This window comes from bacterium (assembly GCA_036504735.1).
In the GTDB taxonomy this organism is placed as follows: domain Bacteria; phylum Electryoneota; class RPQS01; order RPQS01; family RPQS01; genus DASXUQ01.
In genome coordinates this window covers 87,134-108,952 of sequence record DASXUQ010000012.1, presented here as the reverse complement: position 1 = coordinate 108,952, position 21,819 = coordinate 87,134, and the positions used below count along the sequence as shown (strand labels likewise).

Annotated in this window: 13 protein-coding genes; all 13 read left to right on the top strand. The window is 59.1% G+C overall.

Annotation, left to right across the window (positions count from 1 at the left end; genetic code table 11):
- Positions 1-176: 176 nt before the first annotated feature.
- Positions 177-2,654, top strand: coding sequence for a hypothetical protein (locus tag VGL38_11855; protein ID HEY3296122.1), 2,478 nt, complete (start codon positions 177-179; stop codon positions 2,652-2,654).
- Between the two features lie 309 nt (positions 2,655-2,963).
- Positions 2,964-4,049: a hypothetical protein gene (locus tag VGL38_11850; protein HEY3296121.1), complete on the top strand. Its 1,086-nt coding sequence runs from the start codon at positions 2,964-2,966 to the stop codon at positions 4,047-4,049.
- A 15-nt stretch (positions 4,050-4,064) separates the two neighbouring features.
- Positions 4,065-6,335, top strand: coding sequence for a GH92 family glycosyl hydrolase (locus tag VGL38_11845; protein HEY3296120.1), 2,271 nt, complete (start codon positions 4,065-4,067; stop codon positions 6,333-6,335).
- Positions 6,336-6,579: 244 nt separating this feature from the next.
- The gene (locus VGL38_11840) at positions 6,580-7,116 is read left to right on the top strand and encodes a hypothetical protein (GenBank protein HEY3296119.1); all 537 of its coding nucleotides are present in this window, start codon (positions 6,580-6,582) and stop codon (positions 7,114-7,116) included.
- The gene (hyfB, locus tag VGL38_11835) at positions 7,113-9,158 is read left to right on the top strand and encodes a hydrogenase 4 subunit B (GenBank protein ID HEY3296118.1); all 2,046 of its coding nucleotides are present in this window, start codon (positions 7,113-7,115) and stop codon (positions 9,156-9,158) included. The genes VGL38_11840 and hyfB overlap by 4 nt, the downstream gene beginning before the upstream one ends.
- A 14-nt stretch (positions 9,159-9,172) precedes the next feature.
- Entirely contained in the window at positions 9,173-10,102 is a 930-nt protein-coding gene (locus tag VGL38_11830; GenBank protein HEY3296117.1) for an NADH-quinone oxidoreductase subunit H, read from the top strand.
- Between the two features lie 4 nt (positions 10,103-10,106).
- Positions 10,107-10,766 (top strand): NADH-quinone oxidoreductase subunit K, encoded by a 660-nt coding sequence (locus VGL38_11825; protein HEY3296116.1) that lies wholly within the window; start codon positions 10,107-10,109, stop codon positions 10,764-10,766.
- Between the two features lies 1 nt (position 10,767).
- Positions 10,768-12,216: a proton-conducting transporter membrane subunit gene (locus VGL38_11820; GenBank protein ID HEY3296115.1), complete on the top strand. Its 1,449-nt coding sequence runs from the start codon at positions 10,768-10,770 to the stop codon at positions 12,214-12,216.
- Positions 12,217-12,220: 4 nt separating this feature from the next.
- Positions 12,221-13,780 (top strand): NADH-quinone oxidoreductase subunit C, encoded by a 1,560-nt coding sequence (locus tag VGL38_11815; protein HEY3296114.1) that lies wholly within the window; start codon positions 12,221-12,223, stop codon positions 13,778-13,780.
- Positions 13,781-14,036: 256 nt separating this feature from the next.
- On the top strand, positions 14,037-16,862 hold the full coding sequence (locus VGL38_11810) for a PAS domain S-box protein (protein ID HEY3296113.1): 2,826 nt from the start codon (positions 14,037-14,039) through the stop codon (positions 16,860-16,862).
- Positions 16,863-17,041: 179 nt separating this feature from the next.
- The gene (locus tag VGL38_11805) at positions 17,042-20,236 is read left to right on the top strand and encodes a CHAT domain-containing tetratricopeptide repeat protein (protein HEY3296112.1); all 3,195 of its coding nucleotides are present in this window, start codon (positions 17,042-17,044) and stop codon (positions 20,234-20,236) included.
- A gap of 27 nt (positions 20,237-20,263) precedes the next feature.
- Positions 20,264-20,839 (top strand): hypothetical protein, encoded by a 576-nt coding sequence (locus tag VGL38_11800; GenBank protein ID HEY3296111.1) that lies wholly within the window; start codon positions 20,264-20,266, stop codon positions 20,837-20,839.
- Positions 20,836-21,708, top strand: a complete 873-nt coding sequence (locus VGL38_11795) for a zf-HC2 domain-containing protein (GenBank protein HEY3296110.1) — start codon at positions 20,836-20,838, stop codon at positions 21,706-21,708. Before VGL38_11800 ends, VGL38_11795 begins: the two co-directional genes overlap by 4 nt.
- The last annotated feature ends 111 nt before the right edge of the window (positions 21,709-21,819 follow it).

The window sequence follows — 21,819 nt, the reverse complement described above, 5'->3', positions numbered from 1 at the left end:
CGGTAAGGACATGGGTCTGTCAAAAAACATCGTTCAGGATGTTGACAAAACAGGGTTTTCTCTTTATCATACAGAGACCGCGAAGGAAAGCCCTCGAGGCTGCTTTCATCCACTTTCCCAAGACCAGATGTTGATGAAGTCCAGTATGGAAACGAACACTTCCGGAGGAGAGGTCAATGAAAGTCCGTTCACGATTTTGGGTAATTCTGGGGCTGCTGTGCCTTGCCGCACTCACCTTGGCTGTGCAAACAAAAGTCACGTGGGATCCAAATGACCCGAAGCATGTCAAACCGTCTGCCGGAACCGCTCTCTCGGTTCTGCAAGGCGACGAAGCTCTCAGCGCGGCGCACGCCGCGTGGGCACGTTATCAGGCCACCGGCAATATGACGCCGGAGGAAAAGGAACTGGTGTACCGTTTTGGATTGGAGCGCAGCGGAAACAGTCTGGACAATGTCGGCGGCCCGGATGGGGGAGGCTATCGCTATAAGGACAATGTATCCCCGGACACCGCCACCTATAATTGGATTGAATTGACCGGTGATGCGCAGGCCACATGGGTCAGCGGTTGGACCAGCCATGATGACGGGACGAGCACAAGCAAGTATCCCATCGGCTTTGCCTTCCCCTTCTACGGCGTGAATCGCGACTCTTTCTGGGTGTGTTCGAATGGCCAGATCGAGTTCGGCGCGGCGTCGGCTTCGAACTACACGTCCTGCATTCCGCAGCAATCCACATGGGGCCCGGCGATCCTGCCGTATGTCTGGGATCTGCACCTCGATAACGGCGGACATTCCGTCGGAGTCAACACGGTGGGCTTCCGCAACTTCGGCAGCTATCTGGTGATCGAGTATGATTCCGTGGGCTACTGGAGCAGTTCCTATGCGGGATCCAGTCTGAAGTTCGAAGTCATTTTGTACAGCAACGGCAAGATCAAACTCCAGTACAATAATCTGTCGCTGGCAGGTGGCGCTCCGATGGGCACGGTGGGCGTTCAGAATGGCTTGGCCTCACCCAGCAATTCCCTTGCCTACCGCTGCGGAAGCAGCGCCAATACCGTGATGCCGCTGGTGAATGGCCGCGCCATCTGGTTTTACCAATTGCCAAGCTTGTTGCATGACTACGCCACGTCTTCGGTTCAAAATCCGCTGCCGGGCATACCCTATCCCATCAACAGCTCGGTGCAGATTCAGGCCACCTTTACCAATGCGGGTTCTACCACCGAAGCCTCGCCGGTCAAGTACCGTTTCAACAACGGCACGGTGGTGACGGAAACCACACCCTCGCTGGCGCAGTACGGCGTGGATGCTCACACCTTTGCAACCAACATTACTATGCCCGCTGTGGCCGGTCAGTACACGCTCGTGGTGTGGACGGATCTGCCCGGAGACCTGGATCACACCAATGATACGATCCGTGTGCTGGTCAACGCCACCGACTGCTGGGATCTGCATGCCGGTTCGAACGTTGTGAATCTCACCGGGGAAACCACGTGCGGTTATCCCACGCGGTACACGGCCACCTGCCTTGGAGCGTACGACTCCTATGCAGACAAGATTTACCGCTGGACCGTGACGCAGCCGGGGCAATACTTGATCAGTGTCAACCCCGGCACGGGCAGCTTCTACTATCCCGGTATTCTGGTAAGCAACCATTGCCCGCCCGATTCGAACTGCATTGTCTCAGCGACCTCGTCGAACTCCGGGCCGGTGCAGACGGCCTGCACTAACTTTACGGTGGGCACCTATTACATCATGGTGGCGACGGAATTTTCCACCTGCATTCCGTCGTACTCTTTGAACATCATGAGCTGCTCGCGGATGCGTTGCTGTTACAATGGCGGCAATTCCTGCGTGGACACTACGCAGGCCGCCTGCACGGCTCTTGGCGGTACATGGACGGCGGGCATGACCTGCGCGACCAACGCGTGTATTCCCGGCGACGGTTGTGCGGGAGCGATTCCCATCAGCTTCGGCGCGGCGGACTCGATTTTTGCCACCGGGACCACACTGGGCTGCGACGTAACCTGTACCGATACCTGTGCGGGCACCACACAGGGGACGATCAGCAGCAGCCCCGATTTGTTCTACCGGCTGACACTGTCGTCTTGCCGCCTCGTGGAGATGAAGCTTGAACCCAACGACATGTATCTTGTGGTCTGGAACAACAATCAGTGCTGCCTGAATACCCAATTCCTGTGTGATGACGATGCCTCCTACTTCGACACCACGGGACTCCACTGGGTGCACCACCGTCCCACGGGGCTCAACTCCTTTGTGGCAGACACCATGCCGGCCGGGACGTACATTATCCGTGTCGGCTACTACAGCACAGGGTCGGGTCCGTACAACCTCACCATCTATAGTGATGGAACCTGCAACACGGCCACCTGCGATTCGGCGCGGGATGTCACGCTTTACCGCATTAATGCCGCGCGGGAGGACTCGTGTGTGCAGCTCACGTTTACCGCACCGGTGGCGGGAAGCTACGAGGTCTGGAATACCACCGACAAGAATGCGGCGTTCGATCCGCACAATCCCTTGCCGCCGTGGACGCTGGCGGTAACGCTGAATGCCACGGTGGGATTCAATGCGTGGATGGATCCGTCGGCGGTATCCCTGAACCGGCGCTACGTGCTGCGGCATATCTGCCCATAACCGGGCAGGCCAGAACAGAACAGGGAAGGGTGAGCCTGCGGGTTCACCCTTTTTCTATTTTGAAAACGTGGTTCAATCGCTCCAAGATCTTATTTTACAAAGCTGTGGGGGAAAGTCTCCCGCGATTTGCAGACGAGCATTGCTGCAACTTTCTTCAGCAAAACTCTTGCCTTATACGTGAAACTGTTGTAACTTGCACCATGCGATGTGGGAACACTGGTGTGCTGCTTGGGTGCGGTGGAGATGGAGACCGTGCGGCAGATTGTCCCACACAAAGCCCATTGCTATCTACCTCACCGGGGACATCTGATGAAACGTTTTCTGTTGCTGATCTGCGTGGCGGCTCTGTACATGGCGGGTTGCACCACCGAAGGGGACAAGATTTACAACACCTACAACATAACGCCGGACAGCACGGGTCTGGTGATGATCACCAATCCAACACCGGGGGACACGGTGGTGGCGCTGTTCAATTGGGTAGAGTGCAACCATCCGAGCTACTACTGCCAGTGCCCGTGGGGTTTTACGCTGGATACGACGTTCACGGCGACCGTTATTGCCAGTGTGCCGGGTGAGATTCAGGACGCGCAGGTGTACATGCAACAGTATTCCTATGGAAGCTTCGCACCGTTTGGTCCGGTGTTGCATCCGGCATCCGACACCTTCAACATCGATTTTTGCAGCGCGACGTCCAGTTTCAACTACTCGTCTTACCATCAGGATATTCGCGGTAACTTCTACGTACAGGTCAGCACAAGCCGCGGAGCCAACATCGTAAGCCGGACTATCCCCTTTGTTCTGACCTATGACTATGCAGTACCGTCTCACGCCGCACCTGCGGCTCCGGCGGCCGATACCCTCTTCGAGAGTCCGTATGGGAGCCTGTACGTTCAGTGGTGTGCCATGTCGCCGCGAATAGATGATTTCATTGTGTGCCGGCGTGCCGCAGGGGCTGCGCAGATCGAGGCGGACACGTTTCCTAACCAGAACTGGCAGTACTCCGTTCAGGACTATCTCCCCCTGGCCAACTATTCAGTGTGGATCAAGGCCTCCAATGAGTATGGCGTTTCTCCGGCCTCGGACACGCTACGCCTTACCACTCTGCCCCCCGTTGTCCCTGCGGAGCTGGGGGCCTGGGTTCATGCCGGCGGCATTGTGGAACTTCAGTGGCAGAACCGCAGCCGCGGGTTTGACTCGGTGCTCGTCGCCCGCCGCGATACGCTATCGGCCTTCTCAACCCTCTGTTCCCTGCCGCGCGGAGAAGAGTACAATCCTCCGACCTACTACACCGACTCTACGGCCGTCGCCCACATGGTCTACTTTTACAAGGTCGGCGTTGTCTACCCGACGGGCACGTGGTGGACTACTGATTCCGTAGGCGTGTGGATTCCGTAACCTGAACATTTTCTCATGACACATCTTCTCAAATCGCTGAGCGTCTGTGCGTTGCTGTGCGGCTTTTGCCTGGCCTTCGCCGCTGAGGCGCCATCGAACGCGCTCTCCGACTACATTCGCTCGCTGGTGGGCACGCAAGGGGAAGGCAACACCTATCCCGGCGCCGTCGCGCCTTTCGGCATGATTCAGCTCAGCCCCGACACGGAAGACTCGCTCTGGGAAACCGCATCGGGCTATGAATATGCCGACAGTTCCATCATCGGATTCAGCCTGACGCACCTGAGCGGCACGGGTATTCCTGACCTTGGCGATTTCCCGTTTATGCCGCAAATCGGCCTGCCGAAGTTTACTCCGGGACCCAAGGCCCGTCCCGATTCCGGTTACCGCTCGCCGTATTCCCATGCCGATGAGACGGCGTCCGCAGGCTACTACAAGGTGAAGCTTCGGAAACCGGCGGTGACGGTGGAACTGACCGCCGCCGAGCGCGCGGGTATGCTGCGTTTTACCTTTCCGCAGACCGACAGCGCCTGCGTGCTGACAGATCTGAATCACGTGCTGCGCTGGAATGTGATCTGGTCGGCGGTTCGGGTGGAGAACGATTCGACGGTGACAGGCTATCATATTGTCAATGGCTGGGCGCGCGACCGCCATCTGTATTTCGCCGCGCGCTATTCCCGGCCCTTCGATGATTACGGTATTGTGCGGGACGGCAAACCGGTGCTCTACAACGGCTACCGCTTCCGCAGCAAGGCCGAGGCGGCGGGCAAGAGCCTGCAGATCTACGCCCGCTACAAAACGGGCAAAGACGAGCAGATTCTGGTGAAGGTTGCCGTTTCGGCCATCAGTGCGGAAAATGCTCTGAAGAATCTCGAGGCGGAGATTGCCGGTTGGGATTTCGAAAAGGTCCGCGAACAGACACGGCAGAAGTGGAACAGAGAACTGGGCCGGATCGAGATTGAAGGCACGCCGCAGGAGAAGGAGACCTTCTATACGGCGATGTACCATGCCTTCCTCGCGCCGAATCTCTATCAGGATGTGACCGGTGAGTACCGCGGTCTTGACGGCAACACGCATAAAGCCGAAGGTTTTTCCAACTATGCGATCTTCTCCCTGTGGGACACCTACCGGGCCACGCATCCGCTGTTTGCCCTGATTCAGGCTCCGCGTGATGCGGACATGATCCATTCCATGCTGGCGCATTATGACCAGAGCGTCGAGCACCTGCTGCCCGTGTGGTCTTTGCAGGCCAACGAAACGTGGTGCATGATCGGCTATCACGCGGTGCCGGTGATTGTGGATGCCTATCTGAAAGGCGTGAAGGGCTTCGATCCCCAGCGCGCTTATGAGGCGGTCAAGACCACGGCGATGAATCCCCACTATGATAATGTGGCCGCGTATGCGAAACTTGGCTGGGTGCCATGCGACAAAGAGAACGAATCGGTTTCCAAGACTCTGGAATATGCTTATGATGACTATTGTGTAGCACAGATGGCCAAGGCGCTGGGCAAGACCAGTGACTACGAGTACTTTACGAAGCGGGCCGGCGCCTACAAGAATCTGTTCGACCCAGGTTATGGGCTGATGCGCGGCAAGGATTCGCAGGGACAATGGCGCACGCCGTTCGAGCCGCACCAGTACGTGGAAGGCGGCGATTTCACCGAAGGCACGAGCTGGCAGTACACGTGGTATGTCCCGCAGGATGTCAGTGGCCTGATCTCGCTGATGGGCGGCAAAGAGCGCTTCGCAAAGAAGTTGGATTCCCTGTTCGTCGTGGAGGCGGATACCGGCAAAGGCGTGGATGACATTCAGGGGAGAATCGGCGAGTACTGGCACGGCAATGAGCCCAGCCATCATATTATCTTCCTCTATGATTATGCCGGGCAGCCGTGGAAGACTCAGGCGCGCGTGCACGAGATTATGAAGACGCAGTACGGCAACAAACCGAATTCGCTGACGGGTAACGACGATTGCGGGCAGATGTCCGCCTGGTACATTTTCAATGCGCTGGGCTTCTACCCGGTCTGCCCCGGCGGCAATGATTACAGCATCGGCAGCCCCACCTTGAAGAGTGCGAAAGTGCATCTGTCCAACGGCAAGGTGTTTATGATGCAGGCGCAGAATCTCTCGGACAAAAACATCTACATCCAGTCCGTGAGTCTGAACGGCAAAGCATGGAGCACTCCTTTTCTGCCGTACGATGAACTTAAGAACGGCGGTGTGATTGTTTTCACGATGGGACCCGAGCCCAATAAAACATGGGGCAGTGTCCCGGTGGCGCACGAATAGTCCGCAAAACTCTCGAGCAATGGACTTTAGAGCATGAATGCCGCAGGCTCCTTTCATCTTGAAGGAGCCTGCACATTTTGAGTCAGAGCCCAAAGTTTTTGCCGTGCAAAGTTGAACAAGTCAACGGGATTTTGTATACTTGCGCCGTACCCGGCCCATCAGGCCTGACTGCGCCGCGAGTCATGTGTTCAAATGGCTTTGCTGCTTTGGTTTGACGAAAAGACGGTTGGACTGACGAATCGCGATGAAGACGAACCTGTTTCTGAAAATTTTCAAGACACCGAAGACCGTGATCAGCCGCGAGGCCTTGGGGGCCGATGCGGAGTTTCACCGTGTCGGCGCGGAAATTGAGGCCAAAGTCCGCAAGCTGTTTCGCGGATCGCTGGCGATTCGCGTGGTGACCGCCGGTTCCACGAATGCCTGCGAGCAGGAATTGGTGGCGCTCGGCAATGCCTATTACGACGTCGAGCGCTTCGGTGTGCACTTTGTGGCCTCGCCGCGGCATGCCGACATGCTGATGGTCACCGGCCCGGTCAGTCGCAACATGCGGGATGCACTGGTGCTCACCTATGAGGCCATGCCCGAGCCGAAAATTGTTGTGGCTGTAGGCGATGATGCCATTAGCGGTGGGATCTTCAAAGAGTCTTATGCCGCGCTGGATGGTGTCAAGAATGTGATTCCGGTACACTATGAAATCCCCGGCGATCCGCCCTCGCCGCGTCAGATTCTGGTGGCCTTGCTGGCGATTTTGAGCGATCTGGAGACCCCATCCCGTTCATGATAGACCTTTTCGATAACCTTACGTCCGAAGCAGGATTCTCTGCGATCTTTGTTCTGTTTGCCGCCGGAGCGTTGGGCTCGCTGCTGCTGAAGGGCCGCGACCATGCCGCCAATCTCTGGGGCCATTGGCTTGCCATCGTGGGATCGGCGCTGGGTGTTGCCGTCTCGGGAGCCGCGCTGATCGGAGGCAGAACTCCAGTCTTCAATGCCGAATCTTCCTTCCCCCTGCTTTCCCTGTCCATTCGCCTCGACTCGCTGTCGGGGTTTTTCATGCTGGTCATTTCGGCCGTGGCGCTGCTCTGTTCCATCTATGCGCTCGGTTATGCGCGCCATTACTACGGCAAATACAATATCGGTGTGCTGGGCTTTTTCTACAACAGCTTTATTGCCAGCATGCTCCTTGTTGTGACGGCGCGCAACGGGCTCTGGTTTTTGATCGTGTGGGAAGTGATGTCTCTGGCGTCCTATTTCCTGGTAATCTACGAGCACCGGGAGAAGGCCAGCATCAAGGCGGGCACACTCTATTTTGTAATGACGCATCTGGGCACCGCGTTTATTGTGGTGTCCTTTTTGATGATGTTCAGCGTGGCGGGCTCCTTCGATTTCGACAGCATCAAGGCGGCGCTTCCCGGCGCATCGCCCACGTTGCTCAGTGCCGTCTTTTTGACGGCCTTGATCGGTTTCGGCACCAAGGCGGGCATTATTCCGCTGCATATCTGGCTGCCCAGCGCGCACCCTGCCGCGCCGTCGCATGTTTCGGCCCTGATGTCGGGTGTGATGATCAAGACCGGCATCTACATGCTGATCCGCATCGGCCTCGAATTGCTGCCTCATCCCATGCTCTGGTGGGGAACCGTGGTGCTGATCATCGGTGCGGTCTCCTCGCTGCTCGGTGTGCTCTATGCCTTAGCCGAGCATGACCTGAAGCGGCTGCTGGCCTATCACAGCATCGAAAATATCGGCATTATTCTGCTGGGGCTGGGAAGTTCGCTGGTGTTTTCCGCGCTGGGACACTCCGCGCTGGCCGTACTGGGGCTGATGGCGGCGCTTTACCACACCATGAATCACGCGACCTTCAAAGCGTTGCTGTTTTTGGGATCGGGCGCGGTGATTTCCGAAACTCACACCCGCAACATCGAAGAGTACGGCGGGCTGATCCGGCATATGCCGCAGACCGCGCTGTTCTTCTTAGTCGGTTCCATGGCCATCTCCGCGCTGCCGCCGTTCAACGGCTTTTTCAGCGAATGGCTTACCTTCCAGACGCTGTTCAACGGCGTCACCGCCTTCGATGTGCTGAAGGGCTTTCCCTTTATTCTTGCCATCGGCTCTCTGGCCTTCACCGGCGGCTTGGCCGCCGCCTGCTTTGTCAAGGTTTTCGGCACCACGTTTCTGGCGCGGCCCCGCAGCACCGAAGCCCAGCACGCTAAGGAAGCGGGGCTGTCCCTGCGCATCGGCATGGCGGGCTTTGCCATCGCCACACTGCTGCTCGGCGCGGGCGCAGGCATGGTCTCGCGGGGTCTGGCGAGCATTGCCGGCACATTGGTTGGCGTCATGCCTATGGCGGAATTCAGCCCGGCGGCGGTGGTACTGCCCCAGGGGTTCGCCTCTGTGTCCATGCCTGCCGTACTGCTCCTTCTGATTTTAGCGATGGCGGCAGCCGGCGCATGGGTGGCCGTGCTCGCCGGAAAACGCAAGGTTGTCATCGGCCCAACGTGGAACTGCGGCGGCGAACTGACGCCACGCATGGAAATTACCGCGACAAGTTTTTCGCGCTCGATTATTACCGTCTTCAAAGGCGTGCTGCGGCCTACGAAGCAGACGGACATCGAATATCACGACGACCGGTTGCGCTACTTCCCCAAGACGGAAACCGTGACGCTGAAATTGCGCGACATCTATCAGCCCTATTTGTATCAGCCGTTGCGGCAGCTCACCGACCGTATCGCCGCGCAAACCCGGCGCATTCAAAGCGGCAACATCAACGCTTACATTCTGTACATTTTTCTCGCCCTGATCGGCCTTCTGCTGGTCCACGTTCTCTAAGGTTCATCCGCATCATGCCCGCAAGTCTCATCTGGGTTCTTCATATTATCCTCATTCCCGCGCTCTCGCCCTTTTATGTGGGCCTGACGCGCAAGATCAAGGCGCGGCTGCAGAACCGCACCGGCGCGTCCTGCTTTCAGCCGTACCGCGATCTGCAGAAGCTGTTTGCCAAGGACGAGGTGATCAGTGAGGATGCCTCCTGGCTGTTCCGCGCCGCGCCGTACCTGATTTTCGCGGTGACGCTGATTGTCGGCGCGAGCATTCCGCTGCTCTCGACCGCGCTCACCAACCCGCTCACCGGCGATTTTCTGGTGGTGGTTTACCTGCTGGCCCTGGGAACGTTCTTTCTGGCGCTGGCGGGTATGGATACGGGAAGCGGTTTCGGCGGTTTCGGATCCAGCCGCGAAATGCTGGTGGCCGCGCTCTCGGAAGCCGGATTGGTGCTCTCGCTGCTCACGCTGGCGCTCATCAGCCACTCGACCAATTTGACCACCATCGCCGCGACGATTACGGCGCTGCCTTTCCCGGCCTTCGCACCGATTCTGCTCGCCTTTGTGGGCTTTGCCATTGCGCTGCTTGCCGAAACCTGCCGCTATCCCTTCGATAATCCGGCGACGCATCTGGAATTGACGATGATCCACGAAGCGATGCTCATCGAATATTCCGGCAAGCGGCTGGCGCTGATGGAATGGGCTTCGGCCAACAAGTATTTGCTGTTCATTGCGCTGGGAGCCAATCTTTTTTTCCCGTGGGGCATTGCCCACACTCTCGAGGCCGGTCCGCTGTTGCTCGGGCTGTTTTCGCTGCTGCTCAAGGCCGCCGTATTCAGTACGGCAATTGCCGTCATCGAATCGAGCATCGCCAAGTACCGCATCATGCGGCTGCCGGACCTGCTGTTCACTTCCTTCATCGTGAGCATCATCGCTCTCGGATTGACGCTGTAGACCTATGGAACATATTCTTCCGCAAATTCTGCTGATGCTGGCGACCGTAGTGTTTGCCCCGGCGGTGTTTCTGCATCTGACGCACAAAAATTCCTCCGCCGTCGCGCTCTACATCCTGCAATCCGCCGCCATTGCCTGCCTGCTGGTGCTGGCGACGTTTGAGCAGTTCTCGCCGCTTCTGGCACTGGCGATTCTTTCCACCATTGCCGTCAAGCTGGTGATCGCGCCGTATTTCTTCTTCCGGCTCATCCGCCATCATCAGCTCCGGTTTTCGGTCAGCACCTATCTGAATGCGCCGCTCACGCTGGCGGTGATTGCCATGCTCGTTGCGCTGGTGCAGACCGATTTTTTCAAGCCGCTGGTCAGACTGGCCCCCTCCGGGCAGACGCCGCTGCTGATTACCTCCATTGCCACGATTCTGATTTCGATGTTCCTGATGATTAACCGCAAGGGCGCATTGTCGCAGATGCTGGGCATCCTGTCGCTGGAGAACGGCATCGTGGCCTTTGCGCTGTTTGCCGGGCTGGAGCAGAACCCCGCCCTGCAGCTCGGCATCACGTTCAATATTCTGATCTGGATTGTGATTGCTTCGCTGTTTGCCGCGATGATCTTCCGCCAGCACGGCTCGCTGGACGTCACCACCATGAAGGAACTGCACGATTAATATGGTCCTGCTGCTTCTGATTTTGATTCCCCTGGCCGCTGCGCTGGCCACTTTGCTGGCCGGAAAAGCCACGCGCACGTTTGAAGCGATTGCCGCCGTGGCGGCGCTGGGCGAGGCGGCGTTGGTGGCCGTCATTACCGCGCAGGTGGGAAGGGAAGGCCGCTGCGGGTTTGATTCGCTGCTGGCGGTGGATGCCCTCGGCACCATTGTTTTGTTGACCGTTGCAGTGGTCGGCGTGGCCGCAGCGTTCTATTCGATGGGCTATTTGCGCGAGGAAGTGCGCAAGCAGATTATCGGTTTGCGGCGGGTGAAACAGTATTTTGTGCTGTTCCATCTGTTTCTGATGGCCATGTTCTTTGCCGTGTCCACTGTGAATCCGATTATGATGTGGATCGCCATCGAAGCGACCACCTTGTCCACCGCGTTTCTCATTAGCTTCTACAGCAAGTCCAGTTCGATGGAAGCGGCGTGGAAATATCTGATCATCAATTCTATCGGCCTGTTGCTCGGCTTCTTCGGCACGTTGCTGTTTATGACCGCCACACGCGATTTGCCTGCCGACCTGCTGGTTAACTGGCAGGTATTGCTCGCCAATGCCTCGCGGCTGGATCCGCTGGTCGCCAAGATTGCCTTTATCTTCGCGCTGATCGGATACGGCACCAAGGCGGGCCTGGTACCGATGCATACCTGGCTGCCCGACGCGTACAGCAAGGCGCCGTCTCCCATCAGCGCGCTCTCCTCGGGAGCGCTGATGAATGTGGCCGTGCTGGCGATTCTGCGCTTCAAGATGGTGACCGACAAGGCGATTGATCCGCACTTCTCGCAGAATTTGATGATTTTTTTCGGCGTGGTCTCGGTGGTGGTGGCGGCGTTCATCATGTTCCCGCAGCGCAACTACAAGCGGCTGTTCGCCTATTCCAGTATCGAGCACGTCGGCATCCTGGCGCTGGGTTTCGGCTTCGGCGGCCTCGGCGCGTTTGCCGCTTTGCTGCACATGATCTACCACTCCCTGTCCAAATCGATCCTGTTCTATTCGGCGGGTAATGTGCTGATCAAGTTCGGCTCCACCAAAATCGCCAACATCAAGGGTCTTCTGCCCGCGCTGCCGTTGACGGGATTGATTCTGATTCTTGGCTTTCTCTCCATTACCGGTACGCCGCCTTTCGGAATGTTCCTGACCGAAGTCTACATTCTGACGGCGGGCATGGCCGCACATCCCGCCGTGGTGGTCACGGTCATTGCCATGCTGGCGCTGGTGTTCATCGGCTTCCTGCGGCACATCGTGGCCATGACCTTCAGCAAATCCGCCGAGCCGCTGCCCGCCGGAGAAGCCAACCTGATGACGACGCTGCCGCCGGTGATTCTGCTGTCCACGCTGATTATTATCGGCGTTGTGGTGCCGGAGCCGCTGAAGGCTCTGCTGGAGTCGGCGGCATCTTTTATCCGGTGATCCTATGAGCACACCTTCTACCATACTTCAACGCTATCTTCCGCACCCGGCCACGATGCACGGCAACCTGGCGGTGTGTGAAGTCTCCGCACAGGAGATCGTCTCCGTGTGCGAGCGGCTTTATGTTCAGCATCGTCTGCCGCTGAAGACGATCACTGCCTTCGATGAGCGCCGCGAATCCGGTTTCTTCCGTATGATGTACCTGTTTGCCGTGCCGAAGGAGAATCTCTTTGTCGCTCCGTGCATTCGGGTCAAAGATACCTTTCTGTCGCTCACGCCCGCGATCCACGAAGCCTCGATGTACGAGCGCAAGATCAAGACCTTTTTTGGTTTGACACCCTTGGGTCATCCCAACCCGCGCTCGCTGATTCTGCACGAGAACTGGCCCGAAGATGTCTTCCCTCTGCGCAAAGATTTTGTCTACAGCACCCGTCCCGCTATCGCCGATGGCCGGTTCCATTTCCGCAAGCTGGGCGGGGAAGGCATTTACGAGATTCCCGTGGGGCCGGTGCATGCGGGAATTATCGAGCCCGGACACTTCCGCTTCAGTGTGGCAGGAGAAGAGGTCCTGATGCTCGAGCCGCGGCTGGGTTATTCGCACAAGGGCAGCGAGAAGCTCTTCGAAGTGCTGCCGCTTGATCAAAAGCTGAAGCTTGCCGAGCGCATTTCCGGAGACAGTTCCTTTTCCCACGCGCTGGCCTTCTGCCTTGCGTTGGAGTCTTTAAGCGGCACAGAGGTTTCCGAGCGCGACAATATTCTGCGGGTGATCTTTGCCGAACTCGAGCGGCTGGCCAATCACTTCGGGGACATCGGCGCCATTATGACCGATACCGGCTTCAACTTCGGCGGCGCACACGGCGGACGGCTGCGGGAAATGATCATGCAGCACCATGAGCGCCTTTGCGGCAGCCGGTTTCTGCGCGGTGTGATGCGGATCGGCGGCCTGAACAGCGACATCAGTGCCGCTGCGGCGGAAGAAATTGCGGCGAGCCTGCCGGCGCTGCGCGAAGACTTTGCCGAAATCATAACCATCGCCGAGAACAGCAGCACTCTGCTCAACCGTCTGAAGAGCACTGGCACTCTGGACAAGCAGGTGGCGGCGGATCATGGGGTGGTGGGTGTGGCCGGACGCGCCGTGGGTTTCGATGCCGACGTGCGCAAAGACTATCTGTACGCGGCCTATTCCAAATTCCGCTTCCATGTTGCCACCGAAGAGAGCGGCGACGTCTATGCGCGCTACCGGGTGCGCGTCAAGGAAGCCTACGCCTCCCTCGAAATCCTTCAACAGGCGTTAAGCGCTCTGCCCCCGAAGACCGCTGCGAAGCAGCCCGCTCCGGTCTTCCGCAAGAGTTCCTTTGCCACCGGCATGGTGGAAGGCTGGCGCGGCGAAATTGTCTACCTTGTGGCGACCGATGCCGATGGCCAGATCAGCCGCGTGGACGTGCGGGATCCTTCCTTCCTCAATTGGACCGTGCTCGGCTATGCCGGCCGCGGCAACATCGTCCCCGACTTTCCCTTGATCAACAAAAGCTTCAACCTCTCCTACTCGGGTAATGACCTTTAAGGAGTGCGCAAGCAGCCTGCTATTTCAAAGCCTCGCCGGTCATAGCGGGGCTTTTTCATTGACGCTGTGCTCCCGCTGCAACGACACATAAAGTGAGAGAAAGACCAATCCGCTGTGCTTCCGCTTGGATGCCGGAGAAAATTAGCTTACGCGTCGTATAACTCCTCAGATAGTTAAGACAGACTTCGCACCATGCGGAGTACTATCCTTCCGTTTATAGCTTGCCGGTTACATGATGACATCAAAACGTCCCACTATGCCAACAAAAAAGTCCCCGAATGTTGCGGAGGCTCAGGCGGTGCTGAAAGTGCTCTGGGTGGGCAGTCAGCCCGAGGGCACCAGCGGCCTCACATCGGCGCTGAAGAAGGCCAGTTCCGCGGAGATCCAACTCTCCACCGTCGACCCGGCCCATGCCGCCGCTTCACTGAAAAAAGCCGGCTTCGATCTGATCCTGCTGAACGACTCGCCGCCGCAGTGCGATGCCTTGGATCTTCTGCCCGGCGTGCGCAAAGCCAAGGTGGTGGTGCTGACCGCTCATGAGGATTGGAAGCGGGTGATGGAACTGCTGACCGCCGGAGCCTCGGAAGTGGTCACGCCGCAGCAGTCTGCCAGCGGCATGCTCGCCTTCACGCTGCGGCGCGTGTTGGGCCGTAGCTCGCGGGGCGCGCAGAAATCCGCCGAGCCGCCCGCCGCGCAGCACCGCACGGATGAAGCCGTGCATGAGCGCTACAAGCACTTGCGCCTGGCGCTGCGGAATTCTCCCGTGTCGGTCTGGCTGCAGGACCGTGATCTTCGTTACACCTGGGTGTATAATCCTGCACCACCGATTACCAATTTGCGGGAGATTGTCGGCAAGACCGATGAAGAGATCCTCGGCGCCGAAGCCGCCGGACCGCTCGTCGACCTCAAGCGCAAGGTCCTCACCGAAGGCGAGCGCATTGAGCAGGACGTCAGCATTACGCTGCACGGCGCCACGACTCATTACAGCCTGTCGGTCGAACCGGTGCGGGACGAGGAAGGGAAGATCACCGGCATTGTCTGTGCCTCGGTGGATATTTCCCGTATGCACCGCACCGACGAAGCGCTGCAGCGGGTGAATGACGAGCTGCGCGAAGCCAATCAGCGTCTTGAGCGGGACATGCGCCAGCGGCAGAGTATCAGCAGCGCCTTGCGCAAACAGGCAGAGTTGCTTGACTTGGCGCAGGATGCCATTCTGGTGTGCGACCTCGAGGATCGAATCCTCTACTGGAATCACGGCGCGGAAGAGACTTACGGCTGGAAGAGCAACGAGGCGGTGGGCATGATTGCCTACGAACTGCTTTTGACCAACTTCCCGGAGAGCTTCGAAAACATCAAAGCGGCGCTGCTGCGCGACGGCAGCTACGCGGCGGAACTGGAACATACCACGCGCGAGGGCAAGCGGATCATCGTCGCCAGCCGCTGGGTGGCGCGCAAGAACGGCGGCGGCGTATCCTTCCTGCAGATCAACCGCGACATCACCGAGCGCAAGCATATCAATGAAGCGCTGCGGGAAAGTGAAGAGCGGTTCCGTGCCATCTTCGCCGAATCGTCCATCGGCATTTTGCTCGAAGATCCTCGCGGTCAGATTCTGGACGCCAATCCGGCGGTGCAGAAGATGCTCGGCTGGACTCCCGATGAACTGCGCCGGTTGGGCGTCGCGGGCATTACCCATCCCGATGATTCGGAAAGCAGCCTGAAACTGCTGGCCGCCATGGAGACGGGAGCCCGTGGCCGCCAGAGTGTCGAGAAGCGCTACGTCCGCAAGAACGGCGGCCCTATCTGGGGCAGTGTCACCCTCTTCGGTGTGCGGGATGCGCGCGGCAAGCTGCGCTTCATCACGGCCATGATTGAAGATATTTCGCTGCGCAAACAGGCCGAAGAGCGGCTGCTGGAAGCGGCGGAGCAGCGACGGCTCGCGCTGGAAGCGGCCAGCCTTGGCACGTGGGACTACAATCTGCAAACCGGCGACGTGCTGTGGGATGAACGCTGCCGCTTGCTGTTCGGGGTGCCCGATGCCGACGCGTTGAAATATGAGCAGGTCCTCAGCCTGATTCATGCCGAAGACCGCGCCATGGTGGACCGGACCTTGGTGGAAGCGGTCAATCCTTCCTCCGACGGCCGCTACGAGATCGAATTCCGCACCGTCTGGCCGTGGGATGACACGGTGCATTGGCTCTCGGCCAAGGGGCAGGCGTACTTCGAAGGCAGCGGCAAGAGATGGCACGCGGTGCGCCTGGTCGGGACCTTCATGGACGTCGGTGCGCGCAAGGCCGCCGAAGAGCAGATTCGCTTGCACGCCGACCATCTTGAACAGCTCGTCGCCGAGCGCACGGCGCAGATCGAAAAACTCGAACGCCAGCGTCTCGAAAGTGAAAAGCAAGTCGCGGTGGGCCGCATGGCGGCGCGGATCGCCCACGAGATCAACAATCCCCTCGCCGGGGTCGGGATGTCCTTCCGGCTGGTCAAGAAAGCGGTGCCCGTCGATCATCCCAATTATCAGTACACCGAGCGCATCGAAACCGAATTAGACCGCATCGCCCGCATCGTGCGCCAGATGTTCGAACTCTACCGGCCTTCGCCGCATGAACCGGATGTGTTTAATCCCGCCGAAGCCGTGCGTGACGTAATCAGCCTGCTCGAGTCCACCTTGCGCGCCCAGGAATTGCATCTTGAAGTAGACACGCAGGAGGCCGAGCAGATTGTCACCATGCACCGCGATTCTTTGAAGCAGGTGCTCTTCAATCTGCTGCAGAATGCTATCGAAGCGTCGCCCAAGGGTTCCACCGTTTATATCCGCGCCCATGTCAACGGCAACAACCTGTTGCTGACCGTCGCCGATCAGGGTGCGGGAATTCCCGAAGAAGCCAAACCCCATGTCTTCGAGCCCTTCTTTACCACCAAGGACTATCTCACCACCGGCGGCTTGGGGCTGGGTCTGTCTATCACCCGCTCACTGGTGGAAGCTCTGGGCGGCACGGTGGAGTTTGAAAGTAATATCAACGGCGGAACGGTGTTTCATGCGACCTTGCCGGTAACAGGACTCGCCGCGACTCAGCCCTGACGCTACGCGCCCTTAATCCGGCCTCCACAGCAAAAGCTCAGAGCATCCTCTGAGCTTTTACTGTTTGGGGGACGCGTGAGTATTTCTTGATTTTCGTGAAATTATTTCCGATATTCTATAGAACTACTCTTTATAAGCATCTGCTCTCAAGAGCGGGCATATATTAATCATAAGTCTCTGTGCCATCCCGCATTTATATCCTGTTAATCCTTGCGTTGGCCAGCCTTGCTGCATCGGCTGCCGCGCCACGGCCCTGGATAGCCCTCGAGGAGGACGATCCTACGTGGCGCCTGCCTGCCGACAGCGCGCTGACACTCTTGCGCAGCCAGCTTGAAGATCTTCGCCGTGAGCAAGGAGAGCACAGCCGTTTTTTTGCCGCGCAGCAGTTCCGGCTTGGCGACGCGTACCGCTTTTTCAATCAGGCCGACAGCGCGCTAAGATTTCTGCAAGCCTGCTCCACGCTCTGCTCCCAGACTCCCCGCGCCCAGGATTCGCTGGCGCTGCTCTGCAATTTTTCTCTGGCGGCCACATACGATGCGCTGGGCCGCTACTCCATTTTGCAGGCCGAGCCCGGTCTTGCTGCGGCCTTGGACAGTTGCCGCCACTGTACGTGGTGCGATTCGCTGCGCTATGCCAAGATCCTGTTCCAGTGGGGCCGGACCACGGGCCGCAAGGATGCGTCGGTTTTCAGCGATGCCGTGCAGCGCAACGCGCTGCGCGCCGAAATCACCGCGCTGGGGATTCTCGAGCGCCATGACAGGGCCGACAGCGCGAATGTGCGGCTCGGGCTGTGGTGGCTGCACAATGGCATGCGGGAAGTCATGCGGCCCGATGAAGCGGCGAAATACAGCCGGCGGCTCCTGTCGATTGCGGCGGCGCAACCGGATGACGGCTTTCCCACCTATGCTATGGTGTTGCAGATGCGGGCCGAGGACCTGTTTGCCGCAGGGGAGCCTGCCGAGGCTCTTGCGCTCTACCGTCAGTCACTCCCCGGCATAGAAGCTGAATTTGGCCCGCACGGTTGTCAGACCGCGCGAGGCTACACTTGGCTGGCCGAATGCCTGACCGCACTGGGCCGTTTCGACGAAGCCGCGCCCATGTACACCCGGGCCATCTCCCTCTGGAAAGACTGCGGCGAATACAACCCGCCCTATTTCTATGTGTCGACGCTGACCGAACTGGGCCGGACTTATATGGAGCGCGGGAATCTTACCGCGGCGGACAGCCTGCTCAGCAAGGCCTACGAGGTGGCGGTCGACGGGCTTCAATCCGGCGAGGATGCTTTCTCCTATCTGGTGCTCGATCTGGCACGGCTTTATGATTTGCAGGGGGACAAGGACAAAGCCGAGCGCTACTACTGGGCGGCGCTCGTCAAGGCGGAGATCATTCACCCCAAAGCGGATCCACGGCTCTCCGGCTTCTACGAACCGTTTGCCGAATTCCTCTATGAGACGGGCCGTGGCGACATGGCGCGCTATTTTCAGCAGCGTGCTCTCTGGCTGCGCTACGGCATCTATGGCAATATGCATCCCGACGTTGCCGAGAGCTGTCAGCGCATGGCCTGGATGCAGCGCGACGTACGGCCCGACGGTATCTTCACCGATCCTCAAAATGATCTCAACCCCTTGAGACAGGAAGGCCGCGCATGGTCCATCCGCCAGACCGTAATGCGCGACGCCGTCAGCGTGCTTTCCGAGCGCTACGTGCTCAGCCTGGCGCGCGAATTGCAGGACGAAGCAGCCCGCTTCTACACGCTGGCAAGTGAGGCCTTTCCCGACTCCGCTGCCGTGCATGATTTAGCTTCTACGGTTTTCGGCACCAAGGCGCAGGCATGGGATGTTCTCAGCGCGCGGCTGAAAACCGCAAATGAGCAGCGTGATGCCACGCTCGCTGCCATCACCGATTCCCTGCTGGCGGTGCGCACACTGCTCGCCAATGTGTACGTGCGCGCTCAGGCGTCCGCCGACGGCGAGCCGCTGGTGCCGTATCTGGACAGTCTGTCCCGCCGTGAACAGCGCTGGCAGGATTCCCTCGCGGCGCGCAGTCCGCGCGATCACGGGAACGATCCGCTATGGAACTGCACGCCATCGCAGGTCGCCTCGGCTTTGCCTGCTAACGCGGTGCTGGTCGAATTCGTCAAGTACGACCATCGGCTGAGTCTGCGGAAGAGTGAGCCGCGCTATCTGGTCATCACCGTCTCGCCCGACAGCACAATCACCGCTACGCGGCTCGGAGCCGCCGCACCCATAGAAGAACTGATCGCCCGCTGGCGCGAGGAGATGGCCAACCCCGTGGCCCTCGATGAGTTCGAATACAAGAAGGTTGCGCGCGCCCTCTATGACCGCCTGTGGAAACCCGTCGCCGCCGCCTGCCGGGGCAAAGACCTGGTGTTTATTGCGCCCGATGGTGACATCCACACCCTTGCCTTTGCCGCGCTGGTCAATTCGCAGGGCAGATACCTTGTAGATTCGCACGCATTCCATTATCTTTCCTCCGGACGTGACCTTGTACGCGCGGCGGCCAGCACTCCAGACAGTGCCGCATCCTGTGGCTTGCTGGTTATGGGCGATCCGGATTACGATGCCGCCGCCCCCGAGCGTTTCGCCTCCATTGCAACGCCTGCAGAAGCCTCCGGCGTTGCGCCCCCAAACATCCGCTCCGAGTGCCGCGCCTTCCGTGACATTCACTGGAAGAGACTTCCCGGCACCGCCGCCGAATGCGCGGCCATTCTCGACCTTTGGCCTTCAGAGGACAAGTCCGGCGCGCAGTTGCTGACCGGGGCCGCCGCCACCGAAGATGCTTTCAAGCGCCGCGCACCCTTCGCCCAAACGGTTTACCTTGCCACGCACGGTTTCTGGATTCACGGCAACTGCATCGCACCACGCACGCAGGGAATACCGGGCAAGCTGCGCGATTTTTCCGAAGAGAACCCGCTGCTTACCAGCGGCCTGGCTCTGGCGGGTGCCAACCTCAAAGGTGCAGACCGGGACAGCCTTGGCATGGATGACGGCATTCTCACCGCCGAAGAAGTTGCGGCGCTGGACCTCTGCCGGGTGCATCTGGTGGTGCTCTCGGCCTGTGAGACCGGAGTGGGAAAGATCGTTCCCGGTGAAGGCGTCTTTGCCTTGCGCCGCGCCTTTGAACTGGCCGGAGCGCGAACGGTGCTCAGTTCTCTCTGGCGGGTGGATGACCGCTGGACCGCCGAACTGATGAGCGCCATGACGTTCGGGCCGGAGCGGAACATCCCGTCCGCGCTGCGCAACGCCATGCTCAAACAGCGGCAGAAGATGCGACAGACGGGTTTTTCGGATCATCCTTACTATTGGGCGGGATTCGTCGCGTCGGGTGACTGGCGCGTTTCCGCCGGACATTAATATCTTTATGAAAATCTTATTACCAGCATGACCATCGCCAGCAAATCGCCGCATCTCGATCTGGAGAGCCTCTTTGGGCGTGCGCAGCAGGGAGATATCCACTGCCTGAACGCGTTTTGCGGCGCGATCCGCGGCGGCCTGATCGCCATTGCCACGTACCGCCTGCCCGGCAAATCGCGTGAACTGGTCGAAGACATCGTGCAGGATACCTTGGCCATCTTTTCCCAGAAGGTGGCCGAGGTCAACACCTCGCCTACGGCGTATGTGCGGGGCATCCTCTATCGCCGGATCGGCAACGAGCTGCAACGCCTGTCCGGTTCGACGAGTGTAACCTTGGACGGCGATCATCCTGCGGCGGCTACGCCCGCGCATTTTGTGCGGCAGGTTGAGGACCGCGACACCATCCAGACATGTGCCACAGCCATCCGCCGCATGGGGGAGCCGTGCCGCAGTCTGCTCGTCGGTATTCTGCGAGGACTGTCCGTCGGCGAGATCTGGGCGACCTTCCGCGAAGGTCATCCCGAGATGAAACGCTCCGCGTTTGACCACCGGCTGTATCTTTGCCGCCGCCATTTGCTGAAACTGATGGAGGTGGATTTATGAAGCCGTCCGAATCCGAACCTCTCTGCACGGACCTGTCCCTCGGCTCGCTGCTACTCCCCTATGCGCTGGGCACGCTGGATGAGCCGTCCGCGCAGCGTTTTGAAGACCATGTGCTCACCTGCACCGCCTGTCGCGATGAATTGACCCAGGCGGCCAAATCTTTACAGACTTTATCGGCTAACCGGATGACTATCGTTCAGCGACTTCAGGAGAATATTGTGAAACAGACCGCACCATCCCGCCGCCCCAGCCGTGTGACGTGGCTGCTCGCCGCCGCGCTGGGCCTTGCCGCCATTGTCGCCATTCTTTTGCTGGTGAATCCGCTCTCGGATCACAAGGCGCCGGACAAGCCGCAGGTGGCCCAGCAGCAACCTCCGCCAGCCGATACCGCTGCGCAGCAACCTGCTACCGATCCGGAAGCCGCGCGCTGGGCCGCCGTAGCGACCACGGCCAAGCTGCCCTTTGCAATCAGTACGCCGCGCGGAGACGGCGATCCTAAAGAGGAGCGGTTTCAACAGGCCATGCAGCCGTATGTGGCCGGCGACATGCCCGCCGCGGAAACTCAGTTGCAGCGCCTGAGCAAAGAGATGCCGGATAAGCCGGAGGTCTGGCTGTACCTCGCTTCATCCGCGTATCTGAACAACCATCTCGATCTGGCCGCCGCTGCGGTGCGCCAGGGGCTGAGTATGGATCCGCGTTCCACCCGCAAGGCCGAATTCCGCTGGTTGCGCGCCAATCTTGAATTGAAAAAAGGCAACGCGTCCCAAGCTCAGGCGTGGCTGCATATCATCCTTAAGGACAACACCGCCATGCTTACCGAGTCCCAGGACTTGCTGAACAAGATCCAAGCCGCTGCCCAAACCCCATAGACTCTTCCTGCAAGCGGATATCAAACAGGGCGACCTTTACCAAAGGGCCGCCCTGTTCTGTTTCCGCTCGCGGCCCTCAGCCTCTGTTCTCCTAAGCTTCCGGCATTGGGC